Source organism: Marinitoga aeolica, assembly GCF_029910535.1.
Lineage (GTDB): Bacteria > Thermotogota > Thermotogae > Petrotogales > Petrotogaceae > Marinitoga > Marinitoga aeolica.
This window is the reverse complement of the sequence record NZ_CP069362.1, coordinates 958,798-974,745: the sequence shown is the minus strand read 5'-3', so window position 1 is coordinate 974,745 and position 15,948 is coordinate 958,798. Positions and strand designations below refer to the sequence as shown.

At 25.6% G+C, this 15,948-nt stretch carries 12 protein-coding genes and 1 tRNA gene; all 13 read right to left on the bottom strand.

All coding sequences use genetic code 11. The annotated features are described in order from the left end of the window. Nucleotides 1–192 precede the first annotated feature (192 nt). The 13 genes from JRV97_RS04505 to recJ all read right to left on the bottom strand — a co-directional run bounded on the left by JRV97_RS04505 (nucleotide 193) and on the right by recJ (nucleotide 15,788). Nucleotides 193–1,311, bottom strand: a complete 1,119-nt coding sequence (locus JRV97_RS04505) for an MFS transporter (RefSeq protein ID WP_281000603.1) — start codon at nucleotides 1,309–1,311, stop codon at nucleotides 193–195. A gap of 11 nt (nucleotides 1,312–1,322) precedes the next feature. Next, on the bottom strand, nucleotides 1,323–4,064 hold the full coding sequence (locus tag JRV97_RS04500) for a hypothetical protein (RefSeq protein ID WP_281000601.1): 2,742 nt from the start codon (nucleotides 4,062–4,064) through the stop codon (nucleotides 1,323–1,325). Beyond that, entirely contained in the window at nucleotides 4,061–5,143 is a 1,083-nt protein-coding gene (locus JRV97_RS04495) for an Ig-like domain-containing protein (RefSeq protein WP_281000599.1), read from the bottom strand. The genes JRV97_RS04500 and JRV97_RS04495 overlap by 4 nt, the downstream gene beginning before the upstream one ends. A 22-nt stretch (nucleotides 5,144–5,165) precedes the next feature. Next, nucleotides 5,166–6,935, bottom strand: a complete 1,770-nt coding sequence (locus JRV97_RS04490; RefSeq protein WP_281000597.1) for a tetratricopeptide repeat protein — start codon at nucleotides 6,933–6,935, stop codon at nucleotides 5,166–5,168. 2 nt (nucleotides 6,936–6,937) lie between these two features. After that, nucleotides 6,938–7,198, bottom strand: coding sequence for an EscU/YscU/HrcU family type III secretion system export apparatus switch protein (locus tag JRV97_RS04485; protein WP_281000595.1), 261 nt, complete (start codon nucleotides 7,196–7,198; stop codon nucleotides 6,938–6,940). Continuing rightward, the gene (locus tag JRV97_RS04480) at nucleotides 7,191–8,300 is read right to left on the bottom strand and encodes a hypothetical protein (protein WP_281000593.1); all 1,110 of its coding nucleotides are present in this window, start codon (nucleotides 8,298–8,300) and stop codon (nucleotides 7,191–7,193) included. Before JRV97_RS04480 ends, JRV97_RS04485 begins: the two co-directional genes overlap by 8 nt. Nucleotides 8,301–8,474: 174 nt before the next feature. Beyond that, complete coding sequence (ylqF, locus tag JRV97_RS04475; protein WP_281000591.1) at nucleotides 8,475–9,299, bottom strand: ribosome biogenesis GTPase YlqF; 825 nt, start codon at nucleotides 9,297–9,299, stop codon at nucleotides 8,475–8,477. Nucleotides 9,300–9,375: 76 nt separating this feature from the next. Then, nucleotides 9,376–9,450, bottom strand: a tRNA-Arg gene (locus JRV97_RS04470). A 348-nt stretch (nucleotides 9,451–9,798) separates the two neighbouring features. Beyond that, nucleotides 9,799–10,602 (bottom strand): 16S rRNA (adenine(1518)-N(6)/adenine(1519)-N(6))-dimethyltransferase RsmA, encoded by an 804-nt coding sequence (rsmA, locus tag JRV97_RS04465; protein ID WP_281000589.1) that lies wholly within the window; start codon nucleotides 10,600–10,602, stop codon nucleotides 9,799–9,801. Nucleotides 10,603–10,763: 161 nt separating this feature from the next. Continuing rightward, nucleotides 10,764–11,744, bottom strand: a complete 981-nt coding sequence (locus JRV97_RS04460) for an AI-2E family transporter (RefSeq protein WP_281000587.1) — start codon at nucleotides 11,742–11,744, stop codon at nucleotides 10,764–10,766. Beyond that, nucleotides 11,745–12,416, bottom strand: coding sequence for a Holliday junction resolvase RuvX (gene ruvX / locus JRV97_RS04455; protein WP_281000585.1), 672 nt, complete (start codon nucleotides 12,414–12,416; stop codon nucleotides 11,745–11,747). After that, nucleotides 12,413–12,658, bottom strand: a complete 246-nt coding sequence (locus JRV97_RS04450; protein ID WP_281000583.1) for a hypothetical protein — start codon at nucleotides 12,656–12,658, stop codon at nucleotides 12,413–12,415. The genes ruvX and JRV97_RS04450 overlap by 4 nt, the downstream gene beginning before the upstream one ends. A gap of 1 nt (nucleotide 12,659) precedes the next feature. Further along, nucleotides 12,660–15,788, bottom strand: coding sequence for a single-stranded-DNA-specific exonuclease RecJ (gene recJ / locus JRV97_RS04445; protein ID WP_281000581.1), 3,129 nt, complete (start codon nucleotides 15,786–15,788; stop codon nucleotides 12,660–12,662). Nucleotides 15,789–15,948: the final 160 nt, after the last annotated feature.

Sequence of the window (15,948 nt, the reverse complement as noted above, 5' to 3'; positions counted from 1 at the left end):
CTCAAAATCACATCCATGTGATTTTGGAAACCTCCATTCATAATTTTTTCAGGCAATCTTCGAGTTTTCATTCGTTTTATATTTGAATTCCAATAATATACATGGCTTCATTCATATTTTTTTCGGGAATTTTCAAGTATTCGCTCATATTATTTTTTTAGAAAATACTTTGACAACAGTCTGAAGCAAGGCTTACTTGCTTTCTCTTAATAATGATAATAATCCAATTAAAATAAGTATGGAAAAAGGTAGTAAATAGCTTATTATAACATTGTAATCAGCTATAATACCCATGGTTGTGGTAATAATCATCGATCCAATGCCTGTGCCAGCAAAAACAAGGCCTGATATTAATCCTACTTCTCTATGAGATAAATGAGCATTTAAATATTTTTGTGTTGATGGGAAAATAGGACCTAAGAAAAATCCATATAATGCAAAAATAAAGGGTATTTTTGATAAGAATAATATTAATATTATCGTAGAAGCTAAAATTGGTAAATAAAATGATGTTTTCTCTTTTAAAAAAGCATATAATTTATCTGAAATTACTCTTCCAAATGTAAAAAGTGTCCAAAATAGGCTAATAAATATAGCAGCTGATTCTTTTGTGAAGTTAAAAGAGCTTTTAAACAAGTTAGCAGCCCATGTTATACTTCCAATTTCTGAACCAGCATATAACATAAGCATTATTAAAGATATAATAACAATTCTTTTTTTAATCAATGAAAAACCCTCAGCTAAAGAAAACGATTGATATTTTATGTTTTGTGGTACTTTTGCTATTATTATATATAATAATAGTGATGATATTAAAGCTAAATATACACCAAACAAACTTCTATATCCTAAATTGTATTTTAAAAAGAGTGAAACAAATAATGGTCCTATAATTCCGCCTAAACCAAAGAAAGCATGAAATAAACCATAATTTTGTAATTTTACATCTAAATGATCATACATTGAAGTGGTAACAGAAAATATTTGACCCAAGCCACCACCAACAAAGAACATAGCTAAAATTAATCCTATATAATTATTAGAAAAGATAAAAATAATTATACTTAATATCAAAAAAGATAGTGCAGATATCAAACTATTTCTCAAACCTATACTAGAAATAATAAACCCTGCAATAGTTGCAAATATTATATTTCCTATAGTATTGGTAAATGGCAATGCTGATGATTGAGATATAGTAATATTAAAATTTTCTTGAAATGTTGTCATTAAAGGTGAAATAGAGTTTATATATAATGAAGAGATAAAAACAATTACAAATATAATCAATCTTTTTCTATAATCTGTCATATAATCCCCCGTCATTGTGCATTTTCAAAATTATTTAATATATAATCTTCTGTTGTTTGAATAATAATAATATCTCTTGAATTTGGTTTTTCGTATTGTGAAGCACCATATAAGAAAATTTTATTATTTTGTACATTAATATCAGTGAATACAGTATCTTGATTATTTATTTGAAATGTTTTTGCCCAAAGAAGGTTGCCATTAAAATCAAACTTTGTTATTAGGCCTTTTCTAATTAAACTATCTTTTTCTCTATACCATCCAACAGCATAAAAATAATTTTTGAATATAGCTGCTTTAATTAAATTTACATCATTGGTAAAAGGAATTATTTTTTCAAAAATCTTAAAGCCACTATTATCAATTTTTGCCAGAAATGGTTGTAATGTATCTCTAAAAGATGTTCCTAAGATTATATATTCATTTTTTGATATTTGTATTAAGTCAGAAGCAAAATCATCTTTTGATGTTCCAGCAGTTAAATCCCATAGTTTTTGTCCCATTTCGTTTGTTTTTACAATATAATAATCATATCCACCTTCGCCAAATGATTTAGTACTTCCAAGCAGCAAAAATGAATATTTATCGATTCTTTTTAAAGTAGCCCCTATTTCAAGCTCATATCCTCCAAATTCTCTTGACCAAATTCTATACCCTTTTGGACTATATTTTGAGAATAATATGTTACTTCCCATATTATCTGTTCCGATTGTTCCAATTGTATAAATATATTCTTCAGAATTATCGAAATATATATCATTAATAGTATCTCTTTTAGAACTTCCTGTAGTTATATCCCAGTTAATTTTTCCGTTTTTAGAAAGAGAATATAATAACATATCCCCTCTTAAATCTTTTTCTGAGGAAAATCCGCCAATTATAACTGTTCCATCATCAGTTAAGTCGATGGATGTTCCATATTTATCTTGATTATTTCCAAAATCCCATGCTTTTAGGTTTAGAAATTTGGTAGAGATATTTCCATATAAAAGTTTTAGAACATCTTTTTCTGGAGTTACGGTATAACCTGTAAAGTAAATTAAATTGTCTCTAATTGTAGAATCTAAAACCAGTTGATTTCCACTTAGTTTTATCCTTTTTAAAACAAAATTTAGACTATTAGTAGAAAATGTTGACCACTCACTTTGGGTTACTTTTCCTTTGTCTTTCGCTATGACTTTCCATATATATTTAGTATTTGGTTCAAGTAATAAGAGTATTCTATTATTAGAAATATTGCTTATTTTTTTATTTTTTATTAATCCGCTACTTATTTCTTTTAAGTCAATTTCATACGTAACCGTGGTACTTTCATATCCAGGTAATATCCACTCCAGTGAAATATTAAAAGCTTGAATTTTTTCATCATATTTTGGGTTTATAATAAGAGGAGTTGGTAATGATGTCAGGGTGTTTTCTTTAATTTTTTCTGGTTCTGAATTTATAGATGAATTTAAAGATAAATTTAACTCTTTATATGAATTTTTTTGAATAATATCTTTATCGTATATTTCTACGATTTTATAGTATTTATTATCAAATAATGAAAATATTATAGTATTATAATTGGTAATAGCTATGTTTGAAATAATACTATCATTTTGAAATTCATGTTTCCATATTAGATTTCCTTCATTATCAATAGCATAAATTTTCTCTCCTACTAAAATTATTTTGTTTTTAAAGAAGAGAATATTTTTATAGTTAAATTTTATATCTAATCTTTTTTTATTTTTAGTTGAAATATCATAAATTATAAATTCCTTATTTTTTTCTATGTATATTTTATTTTCTTTTAGAAAAGCATTTTTTACATTATCTTCAATCTTAATCATTTGATTATTATATGAAAATAAATATAGAACGCTGTCTATTTTCAATAGCATAAAATTGCTATTTAAATCAATAATATCAGCTTTAAGTTTATATTCTTTTAGTTTTTTCCCAGAATAATCGATAATAATAATTTTATCTTTTAAATTAACTATAAAGGCATTTTTAAAGGTATAAACATTTTTTATTTCTTCATTAAAATTTAAATTGAGCGTTTTATTAAATTGTTTATTGTCAAATTTATACAAATCTATGATATTTTTTGAATACAGTAAAACTGTACTACTATTAGATAATAATTTTAAATTAGTATAATTCTCTTCAAGAGTAATTTTTTTAATGATTTTACCAGTATTAATATCATATAGAGATATTATATTTTTTTGGAGTAGATATATAAAGTTTTTGTCTATATAGAAATCTGAAAAATTAGCAGTTATGGTGTAAATTAAATCCTTTTTTTTATCATATGCCTCAATAGTATTAGAATATATATTAAAAATAATATCTTTATAATACAATAATTTTTCACTGTTTTTAACATAGGATACCCATATTAATTCTCCATCAGAAAAATTACGCGTTTTAAAAGACCATAGTGGACTTTCATATTTTTTATCTCCATCTTTTGCAACAATTTTCCAATAATAAGTAGTTGAAGGTTTTAATATTTTTATTGGAAATATATTAGTTGGCACATTAGCACTGTATAATAGGGGAGTTTTTGACTCCCCTAGATATAGGTCATATATTAATTTTTTATTTTGTTGATTATCTACCTGCCATTTTAAAATAAGTGTTGTTGGAGAGATATTTTGTTGATTGTTTTGTGGATATATACTTAAAAATTCTATATTTGAAAATCCAAATATTGAAAATAGAAAAAATAATATTACCCAGAAATTTTTAATGTGTATCACCACGCTTTTACTATTTTAAATGATTTATTTGGTGAATTTGGATTCGATATTACAATTTTAAATCCTCTACTAACAATATTTCCAGCTCTATCCTCGCTTTGTATTTCAATAATAGAATCTGAAGACAATTCAATTTTATCATTTTTTATATAAGCTTTTTTTACATATGAATGATTCTTAAATTCATCTATGGTTAATTTAGTGGAATTTAAAGAATCGATATATAATCCACTTTCTGAAGTTTTATCAACATTATTAACAAACAATTTAATATCTTTAATTTCTACATCATCAGTTACTTCTGCAATTACAGTTAAGGTAGTTGAAGCAGTTGAATATTTATTAGGTTCAACTATGGTTATTTTCGGAGCATCGCCTCCAATTTTAATCGTTTTTTCGTAAGTAACTGTATTTGAAGCTCTATCAGTAGCAGAGATATATAAAGTCAATGAATCTCCAATTGGGTAATCATAAGCATTAAATACATCCGTTGTTATAGTGGCTTCTTTATCATGTAGTCCATCTTTTATTGATTGTGGAGCTGTTGTATAATAAATCATATTATCATTATTTGATAAGCTTAAACTGTAATCGTTTAAATCCTCATAACCAGCAACATCAATATCTTTTAAATAAGCTTGGATGGAAAATGTACCTTCGACGGTGTCATACACACTCTCTGAAGGTAAAAGTTTTATTGTAGGTTTCCTTCCAATTTTTAATTCTTTTTTCAAAGAAGTTTTATTACCTATATTGTCTTCTGCTGTAATTAAAATATTCAACGTTTCTCCATCAGGTATATTATCTATTTCGTAAGGGTTTAATGAACTAACTTCTATTTCATTTTCGCTAATTCTGTCAAATTTTAATGCGCTGATTACCTGATTGTCGATGGAAATTTCCCAATTTTTTAAATAAACATCATCGGAAATTTTGAATTTTAAATTAAAACTACTGTCAATAAGGTTGGATGTTGGTTCAATTAATTGAATCACGGGTTTTTTATCTTCTTTAAGTGTACAACCTATAAAAGAAAAGAGAATAATAAGACCTATTAGCAAGTATACAAGTTTTTTCATATGAAATCCTCCCCAGAATATATTATTTCAATATTTTTATCAATTCATCTAACTGTTTTGCCCACAATAATATTTTTTTAATTCTTTCATCTTCAAATGATGAGCCTAAAATTTCATTTAGAGTAGGTTGTATATGCATGTATGAAAGAATTACTTTTATAATGTCTTCCAGATTTGTTAAAGTATATTCTAATAATTCATCAAAATCAATTAAATGAAGTTCATAATCTGAAATGAATCTGGCTAATTCAAAGTTAAGATCTTTCATTTCTTCAACAATATCATTAACAAATACATCAAGAGAACTAAAATTCCCAAATACTCTATCTTGATAATATCTTAACAGGAATCTTGAAATTAACATTCCTTTTCCATCTTTCCACACGTATTTTGCCAGTAATGTCGAAACTCTTTCAGATAATCCATAATCTATACCACTTAATAAATATGCGTTTAATAGTAATTCAATGCCATTAATATCTTCATTTATGTCATCTTTTACCAGGCTGAGTATCTCTATATTATTTTTCTTTAAATTTCGATATAATCCTAATTTATCAATATCACCATATTCATCAAATGAATCAATTAACGCTTCAGTAAAGTTTTTATTGGTACAGTTTTCAAGATAATCAATGTAATTATCAATATGTTCTATGATTAGGTACATATTTCCATATATTCCATAATTATGTAGTTCAAGGGATATTTTTTTTGCCATATCTATGTCATCATTTGATAATAATGAAAACATATAAAATGTTTTTGCCGAAATTTCAAATTTTGTATTTTTCAACAAATTGTAGTATTTTTTTGTTTCTTCGATATCTCCAATAATAGCAGCAAGTTTTACCAACAACAACAATATTAATTCTTTATTCTCATCTGATGATATTTCAAGAGCTTTTTTTGCAGTTTTAAAAGCATTTATATATTCGCCAATATTTCTGTATGAAATAGCTAATTCGTGAAGAATAAAATCCTCCTCATGAATTTTAGCAGCTTTTTCCAGACGTTTTGTAGCTTCACTGTGTCTTCCTAATTTTGCATATGTGTATGCTATATTATAAAGTAATTCATAATTTTCAGGGTCTTTTGCAAGCCCTTTTTCTTGAATTTGCAACGCATCTTCAAATCTTTGAAGTTGATTAAATAAGATACCCAATCTTACATAAGCTGCAGAAAAATTTGGATCTTTTTTTAATATTTCATTTAATTCCTCAATAGCTTCTGAAAATAAACCATTTTCAATATATATATCAGCTATTTTTAAGTGTGGAATCACAAATTCAGGATTTAATTCAAGAGCATTTTTGTAAGCTTCTAATGCTTCTTCATATATTTTCCTTTCAAACATTAAATTTCCTAATTCAAAGTGTCCAAGATAAAAATTTGGATTTTTTAATATAGATTCTTTTAATTCAAGTTCTGCTAATTCTTCCTGATTGCTTTTTTTAAGTAAAAGAGCTCTATAAAAATTAAATCTATAATCTTCTCCACCAATCTTTTTGGCATTATTTAAGTAGAAGTTTGCGTTTTCGAAATCATTTTTATTTAAAGCTTTTTTAAATGCTTCGTAATAAAAATAAACAAGATAACTCTTATAATAATCATCTTTTGAAATTTCATATTGTGCTTCCAATCCTCTTAAAATAACTTCAAGAGGTAATTTGTTTTTATCTGTAACTTTTTTTATATCTTCAACTAAAACAGGCATTTTTATAGGTAAATTATATAATTTTGCATATTCAGGTTTTAAATCAAGATATACAATAGCATATTTTAATCCCATTATTATTCCTCCTCTTTTTCATTGAGTTTCATTACATATGCGATTATTTTAGCGACAATAAAATACATTTCTTCAGGTATTTCTGAAGGTATATCAAGTGAGTATAATTCATTAACCGTTTTTGTATTTTTCAATATTGGAATATTATTTTCTTTAGCAATTTCAATAATTTTTTCGGCAATTATTCCAGTACCTTTAGCAATTACGGTTGGAACTTCATCTTTAAAATCTTTATATTTTATTGCTACAACCTTTTTATCCATATAATCCCTTCTTATTTAACTCAAAAATTTTTTCTAAAGGGTTTATTTGTAAACCGTCAATCTTTATTCCGTCTTTTTGTATATTATTGATTAACCAGTTGATATTAGTTTTAAAGATTTCAATATTGTTTTCAATAAAAAAGTTTAAAGAAACATTATTTTCTTTTTTGTAAATAATACTATTAATTAAACCAAAATTTTTTGATAAAAATGAAAAAGCAATTCTTTTAATTTTCTTTTGTTTGTTTTCTTTATATTCTATTTCATCTTCAATATTTAAGAAAAGAGGCATTCCAAATATTTGAAGAAAAATAAAATTTGGTTCTTGTATAATTTCAAATTGAGAAAAAGTTTTATAGGCATTTATTGCTTTATGTAAAAATTGATTTTTTTGTAATTCTTTAGTATCTGTGATTTTTTTGTTTTCAATATTATTTTTAATATTTTCTTTTTTTTCAGTAAATCCTTTTTTTTCATTTGAAAGACTTAATTCATTATTGAATTTTTTGAATATTTTTTTTGAAATATTTTTATCAGTATCATGAAACAAATCCTTTTCTTTAATGGTATTATTTTTTATCTTTTTATCATTTTCAATATTATTAAAGTCAATTTCTTTTGATTGTTTTATATTATTATTTAAATCTTTATCATCATTGATATTTTTAATTATTTTGTTTATAATCTTTGCGCTACTTTTAGGGTCAGGTATCTTTAAGGATTTATTTTCTATAATGCTTTTTGATATTTCTTTTATAAAGGTTTTAATGAAATTGTTTATGCTTTTTTCTGGAAAAATGTTAGTATTATTGCTGGTAATAGTTGTTTTTTTTATCACATTTTTAGTAATTTCGGTATTTATATATTTTAAATTTTTAATAAACTTCCCAAGCCATGTAATAAAGTTTTTTATTTGTGGATTTCTAATATTTCCATTTAATTTCAATTCAACGCTCTCATTTAATAATTGAAATTTAACGATATTTTTCTTTTCGGTGCTTTCGGTAATTTCTAATAATTCTTTTGCCTGAGTTATATTGGCGTTTTCGCTTTTTTCATCAACAATATTAATATAATCGCCGGTTTTTAAATTTTTTGGCAATGAGCTTTTTGGATTTTCTATGATTATTCTTTTATGTTTATCTATTTTTAATTGAATAATATCATCATCTATTGCCTCGATTAGGGCAATTAAAGTTTTTATATTTTTGGTTTTTATTAAATCTTTTAAAATGCCAATATTGAAAAAATTAATACCGTTTAAAATAATATTACCTCACTTTAAAACATCATAATCTTCAGGATAATCATATACTACTTTACCATATTTTCCATCAGATAATTCTTTTAAAAATGTATTCATAGCTCTTTCTATATCATAATTATTCCCTGAAGTAATAAAATTTCTTCTTTTTGCGAATAATTCGAGAAACTCTGGATATTCTTCTGGAATATTGTCGGATTTTAAAGCATTTTTTATTATTTCTGGGTATTTTTCTTTAAAAAAGTTAAATCCGTATTCTATTGCGAATTCTTTTTCATCTTTTTCCGGTTTTAAAGATCCAATTAAAATTAATTTATACAGCATCTTTTTATTATATATTTCACTATACAGAATACCAGGGGTGTCCAGTAGCATAAATTGATTGTTTATACTTATCCATTGAAGACCTCTGGTAACTCCAGGTGTATTTCCAACTCTTAAAGCCTTTTTCCCTTTTATGCTATTAATTAAAGTTGATTTTCCAACGTTTGGGATACCAGCAACCATTACTCTTAATTCACTAAATTTTTTGGGGAATGATTTATAAACGATCTTTGTTAAAAAACTTCTAATACTTACTTTTTTTAGAGAGGTTTTTAAAACTTTATATCCTTTTTCTTTGTAATATTTCTCCCAAAACTGTAAATTTTTTTCATCAGCTATATCTATTTTGTTAAAAAGGATAATTCTTTCTTTGTTTTTAAATAAGTCTTCATATTCATATGCTCTACTTGCATATGGTGCTCTGGCATCTACCAATTCTAAAATTCCCTGAACAGTTTTTAAGTAAGTCTTAATTTTTCCTTTTGCTTTTTTTATATGGCCAGGATACCACATTACTTTCACCTCATTAATTTTTATTTGATATTAAATTAGAAATAACAAAAAATCCGGGAAGCTCCCGGATTAATACTGGTGCCCCCAGGAGGAATCGAACCTCCATTTGCGGATTAGGAATCCGCCGTTCTATCCGTTGAACTATGAGGGCGAGATTGAGTTTTCTTAGGACCATAAATATTTTAACAAAAAAAATGGGTAAAATCAATAAAGAAAATATAAATAGAAAATTAAAGAATAGATATTCTATCAGTTTGTAGACAAAGTCAAAAATTAAATGCAAAGTATTTTCAAAAATAATATTCACGCACATATTTTTAATACATAGTATTAAAAATAAATACAAGGTTTTACAAAGAATATTTAAAAATTTTTCGAACCAAAAAATTTATGTTAAAAGCTTTTAATTTTCGCGAAGCGAAAGTTTGGGAATTTTCAAGTATTCGCTCATATTATTTTTTTAGAAAATACTTTGACAACAGTCTGAAGAATAGATATTCTATTTATTATAAGATTTAGAAATAATAAAGAGATTTATAAATTGATCTATGGTGATGTTTTCTGGACGAGTTTTGGAATCGATATTGCATTTTTTTAATATTTCTTCAGTTTTATCTCCAAAAAGTTGTTTTAAGTTATTTTTTATTGTTTTTCTTCTTTGCGAAAAAGCTATATGTATAAATTTGAAGAATTTATTTTTATCAATATCAGGAATATTTTCCTTTGGAGTTAATTTGATAACTACAGAGTCTATTTTTGGATTAGGAATAAAAGCGTGTGGTGGAACCGTTATTAATTTTTCAACATTGCAGAAAAATTGCACAAATATACTTAAGGGACTATAATTCTTTCCGGATCTTGCAAGCATTCTGTCGCCATATTCTTTTTGAACCATTAATGTAGCTAATTGAAAATCCGGAGTTTCTAAAAAAATTTTTTCTAAAATTGGTGATGTAATGTAATATGGAATATTTGCGACATATTTAGGTTTTTCAAAATTGGATAAATCCGCTTTCAAAAAATCGATAAATTGAATGTTTACGTTATTATAATTTTGAAATCTTTCTACTAATAATGGATTGAGTCTCTGATCTATTTCAAATGCAAAAATTTTTGCACCTGTTTTTGCCAATGCTTCTGTTAGTGTTCCTGCACCAGGACCTATTTCAATTACAGTATCTTCATTGGTAATTCCAGATTTTTGAACAATTTTTTTTGCGTATACCTCTGTTGCAAGAAAATTTTGACCAAGGCTTTTTTTAAGGTATATATTATATTTTTTTAACCAATCACCTGTTTTCATTTGAATCTCCCTTCAGTTGACAAAATGAAAAAAATGTTGTATAATATCAAAAAAATGAAATAACAGCCATTAAAAGCAAATAACTACCAATATCAAGCAAAGACAACTTTTTTGAAATTCCCCCTGTTTAACCTTTAGCAGCCTAAGAGGCTGCTTTTTTATTATATATTCTTTAAATATTGAATTATATACATTCCCCATATATTTTTAAATATTATTAAAAGAGGTATTGTTATTAAAACTCCTACTACCCCAAATGTTTGACCAAAAATAAACATTGAAATTAAAATAAGGAACCAATTAAGATTAACCTTACCACCAGAAATTCTTGGAGCAAGAATCCATGTTTCAATTTGATTGGCGGTAATTAAAATAGTTAAAGCTTTTATTATTCCGATTAATTCAAAATTTGTAAATCCAAGAAGAATAAGTGGGAATGCAGTTATGAATACACCTAGATAAGGTATAAAGTCTGTAATACCAGCAAGTATTCCTAAAAAAATTGCATATGGAAATCCAAGAATTAGTGCCATGAACCATGTTATTATACCAACAAATAGAGCAGTTATTATTTGACCAGAAACAAATTTCCTTAAATCGCTATAGGTTTTTAATAAAAATTTTTTTGTGCTTTTTATTTCTGAATTTGGGAAAAATTTATCAATAGATAACCATAACCGTTTACTGGCAATAGCCATATAACCTGATGCTACTATTAATAATAATGCGACAGTAATATAATTGGAAATATTTGAAGCCAAGTATCCAGCTAATTGTATGATTAAATCGTTTAAATATTTACCTGCAGTGTCGAGTAAAGTGTTTATAATTTCTCCAGTTTTTCCAGGGATTGAATTAAAATTTATACCTTTAAGCACTTCAAAAGCTTTTGTGCTTTCTTCAATAGTTATAGGAATTAAACTATAAAAAGCATAAACAATTGCACCATAAAAAATCACGGCAGCTAATGGTGCTGTTATTTTTCTTGATATTTTTATTTTTTCAAGATATGAAGCAATTACATCTATTAATATAGTAAAAAACAAAGCAATAACTAAACTTCCTACTATTGTAGGGAATATTTTTAATAAAATCAAGAATCCAATTAGATATGAAATGATAAACCACAAAGATTTGGACATTTAATCACCTATTATCCTAATTTTTTTGAATTTTATATTTGAATTTAATACATTATTTTTTGTTAATAAAATATCATATTCGCTGTTTAAGTCATCAATAAGTGTTGTTGATTTTTTATTGCGTTTAAAATACCACCAAAAGATATAAGGGTCTTTTGTGAAAATATCAGCTTTGTTATAAATATTACTATTTTTTATAATAATCTCATTTATTAAAATTGAATCATATTCAATATTTTCCATTTTATAAATCTGACGCTTTTCTAATTTTATTCCTTGATTTGGATTATCCAGGTATCGTTGTAAAATAAACAAAGCACTATTTTGATCCTTTGTTTTTTTTGCCTTTTTGGCATTTAAAAAGTTTTTTGTCATAGTATAACTTTGTTGAGTGGTTAGGCGTTCATCTATTAAGAAAATATCAGTTTTAAACTTTTCTTTTAATTTTATGCAAAAGTCGATGGTTTCAAATGTTTGCTTAGAATATCTGCCAGACATTGATATTGGTAAACCGACTATAAAAATATCATCTTTTTTGTATATGTTATTTTCTAATACAGTTAATATTTTATCTGTATTAACAGTTCCTTTTATAGTAGCAATTTTTAAGACTGAATCACTAATTGCAATACCTGTTTTGCTTAATCCATAGTCAAGACCTATGTAATTCAAAACTTCAACATCTCCTCAATAATGTCTGGATTTGCTTTTTCTATTTTGTATTTAATTGACATTTCATTTAGTATTTTTTTTGTTTTTTCTTCATCATCTTCAGATATTGCTATTATTGGAAATCCACCAAGAGGGAAAAATTTTGAAAAAATCTTATTTTTTCTTAATTTATCCAAAGCTTTTACTAAATATTTTTGTTCCAACTTTATGTACAGGTTTAAATCTTTCGTTGTTTTTTTCATATCATTTAACCTCCGCAATTTGATTGTTTAATAATGAAATTAAACTCCTTGATTTAAAATTCAGAAAGAATCTTATAGAATTTTTAAGTATCCATTTATCTAAAATGCTTTCTTTTGATTTGACATTTTTATGTATTAAATCTAATCTAAAGTCTTCCATAGTTTTTAACCCATTAGATGTATTTATGACTATACCTGCATGTATTAATTCATCTACAATATTTTTTACTAAATCAACATCATCATTAAAATAATTTTTTGCAAGAATATTGATGTTTATATTGTCATTTTCTTTTATAATTTTATATACTTTTTTCATAATTTCAGTTGATGGATATATTCTTGAAAAATCATACATAAACTTTGTTGGGAAATCAGTGTTATAAGCCATGACAAATATAATATTATCTTTTTTATTGTGAGGCCATGATGAAACAAGATCCAATAATTCAATGCGTGTTTTTGGAACGTCATATAACATTATAATAGAATTTCTATCTTTTTGTTCAAGAGATAATCCATCGTTTGCAAATTCTGAAATGAGGATTCTTGATGGTCCTTTTTTATTTAATTCTCTGATATTTATTTTTTCAAAAAATGTATGTTTATGGGAATAATAAATAATATAATCTTCTGAATATTCATATGTTGAGGATATATATGGTTTTAATGTCCTGTAAGGTGTAATATCGTTTACTATTATATTTAAGTTTTTAGAGTTATATAAATAATCTTTTATTAATTTAAATTTGTTTGAATTAATTTCTTTAACCACTTCAAAAGAAGGAACATTTGTATTTACATTTGCAACCCTATATCCGCTTAATTTCAAAAATTCTTTTATACTTTCATCATAAAAAGTTCCTAAAATGCTAATTTCATAATTTTTAGATCTTATAACTTTTCTTAATTGTACATATTCAGGAATATTTGCTATAGTTGGATGTGCAAAAGAGTATATAGGTTCGTCTATTAATAAATTTTTTGAAAAATCATTTAATCTTTGAATATTTTGAATATAAGCGGGAACAGTTACTAATATAACTTTTTTACTTTTTAAAACAGTATTTTCTATTTTTGATTTTTTGTTATAGTATATATATTCTGTAGAAATATATTGATTGATAATTTTGTATGTATATTCAAGTAATAAATGAGATGCACCTATAATAATCAATTTATTACCCTTTGATATAACATTTTTAATTTTTTCTATTAGCAGGGTATTTTTAATTTTTAATGGACCAAATATAGCATTTCTATTTTGTTCTATCATATCCAATAATATTTTATATTTATAGTTAGCTAAGTGATGCACATTGTCTTTTGCATGTAAAGAAATCAAAAGATTACCAGCATTACCCTTTTCGGTTAATGAATCACCAATGAATTCAATGTCTTTTACATAAAATTTTAGAACTTTTTGATTATTATAAAAGGTTCTTTCTATTCTAAAATTACCAACGAGATTACATTTTAAGTTTCCAGCCATTCCATCTCTTTTATTAGATAATATACCGTAGCCCACAGCTTCAAAGATCATACCTTTTTCTGTTTTAGCAATAGCGGCAAGATTTTCTTCTTCAGCACCAAAAATTTTTACTTTTTCTAAAGAAACATTTTTTATTAAAAATGTTGGTTCGGGATTTTGGTATCCATAAGGTTCCAATGCGGTTATATCATCAAAAAAAGTACTCCACAGATTTTCGATTTCCATATCAATTTCAATTTCGGATTCTGGTTCTTTGTTTCCATATATATTTTCATATATTTTATTTATTTCAGCTCTTAAATATTCAATTTTTTCCGAATCTATAGTAAAACCTGCAGCTAATTCATGTCCGCCATATTCTTTAAAAAAGTCTTCATGTTCTTTAGAAATGTTTTTCATTAGTTCTATTAAACTAATTCCCTGAGGACTTCGTGCAGAACCCTTTCCGGTATTATCTTCAGAAGTGGTTGAAACTAATAAAACGGGTTTATTAAATTTATTAGAAAGTTTGGATGCTACAATTCCCAAAACACCAAGATGCCAGTCTTTACCACTTAAAACTATAACTTTACTATCATGATAATCAGGGTTTATATCCATTAAACTTAATGCGGATTTATAAATTCTTCTTTCGTGTTTTTGTCTTTCAGAGTTCAAATCAAGTAATTGTTTTACTTTTTTTTCTAAATTTTTATTTTCTTCTGTCATTAATAGTTCGAAAGCTTTCATAGCATCTGCCATTCTACCAGCAGCATTAATTTTTGGAGCAATTTTATATGCAACAATGTATGATTTTACATCCTCTGGGACAATACCAATTTCTTTCATTAAATATTTCAAAGCAGGATTTGGATTAGTCCTTAACTTATCTAACCCTTTTTTTACAAAAAATCTGTTTTCAGATCTTAAAGGTACAATATCTGCAATTGTTCCCAAAGCTACAAGATCTATTAAAGAAAATGGATCAAAAGAAGAATCATTAAGAGTTTTATGAATGGCAAGTAATACCTTAAAAGCAACACCAACGCCAGATAACCCTTTGAAAGGATAAATATCATCTTTTCTTTTTGGATTAACAATTGCGTCGGCTTGTGGAAGTATTTGTTGTGTTTCGTGATGATCTGTAATAATTATTTTCATCCCTTTTTCCTTTGCGTGATGAACCTCGTTTAATGATGTTGTTCCACAATCTACGGTAATAATGTTTTTAAAACCTTTTTCGTATAATTCATCTATAGCTTCTATATTTAAACTATATCCTTCATCTATTCTGTTGGGTATATATGCCTCAACATTCCATCCGAGGGATTTAAAACCCTGATATAATACAGCAGCAGCGGTTACACCATCGGCATCATAATCACCGTAAACAACTAATTTCTCTTTTTTCCTTTTTATATCAAGTAATAAATCAACAGTTTTATCCATATCTTTTAAAAGAAATGGATCTATAATGGTTGACTCATCTGGATATAAAAACTCTTCAATCTCATCTTTTGTTTTAATTCCACGTACAATAAGAAGTTTTATTAAAAATTCGGATAAACCAGTTTCAGAAGAAAGACGCCTCGCTAACTTTAAATTTTCTGTAAATAAAGGATTATCCGAGTCCCAAAAGACCCTCCAATTCTTTTTCAAAATATTCTCTCCTCTCTTATTTATTTTTTTATTTTGTTATAATTATACAAAATTTTTGCTATAAATAATATTAGGAATATATTCCATTAATTTTAATTTAACGTTAATTGATTATTTTCGGCTACTGATGCAAATATTAAGCGTCGATAAAAAATGTTAA

Coding starts and splice junctions, on each gene's coding strand:
- JRV97_RS04505 (WP_281000603.1), bottom strand. CDS start 1,311: ATGACAGATTATAGAAAAAGATTGATTATATTTGTAATTGTTTTTATC.
- ylqF (WP_281000591.1), bottom strand. CDS start 9,299: ATGTGGTATCCTGGCCATATAAAAAAAGCAAAAGGAAAAATTAAGACT.
- JRV97_RS04450 (WP_281000583.1), bottom strand. CDS start 12,658: ATGAAAAAAACAACGAAAGATTTAAACCTGTACATAAAGTTGGAACAA.
- JRV97_RS04490 (WP_281000597.1), bottom strand. CDS start 6,935: ATGGGATTAAAATATGCTATTGTATATCTTGATTTAAAACCTGAATAT.
- JRV97_RS04495 (WP_281000599.1), bottom strand. CDS start 5,143: ATGAAAAAACTTGTATACTTGCTAATAGGTCTTATTATTCTCTTTTCT.
- rsmA (WP_281000589.1), bottom strand. CDS start 10,602: ATGAAAACAGGTGATTGGTTAAAAAAATATAATATATACCTTAAAAAA.
- JRV97_RS04485 (WP_281000595.1), bottom strand. CDS start 7,198: ATGGATAAAAAGGTTGTAGCAATAAAATATAAAGATTTTAAAGATGAA.
- JRV97_RS04460 (WP_281000587.1), bottom strand. CDS start 11,744: ATGTCCAAATCTTTGTGGTTTATCATTTCATATCTAATTGGATTCTTG.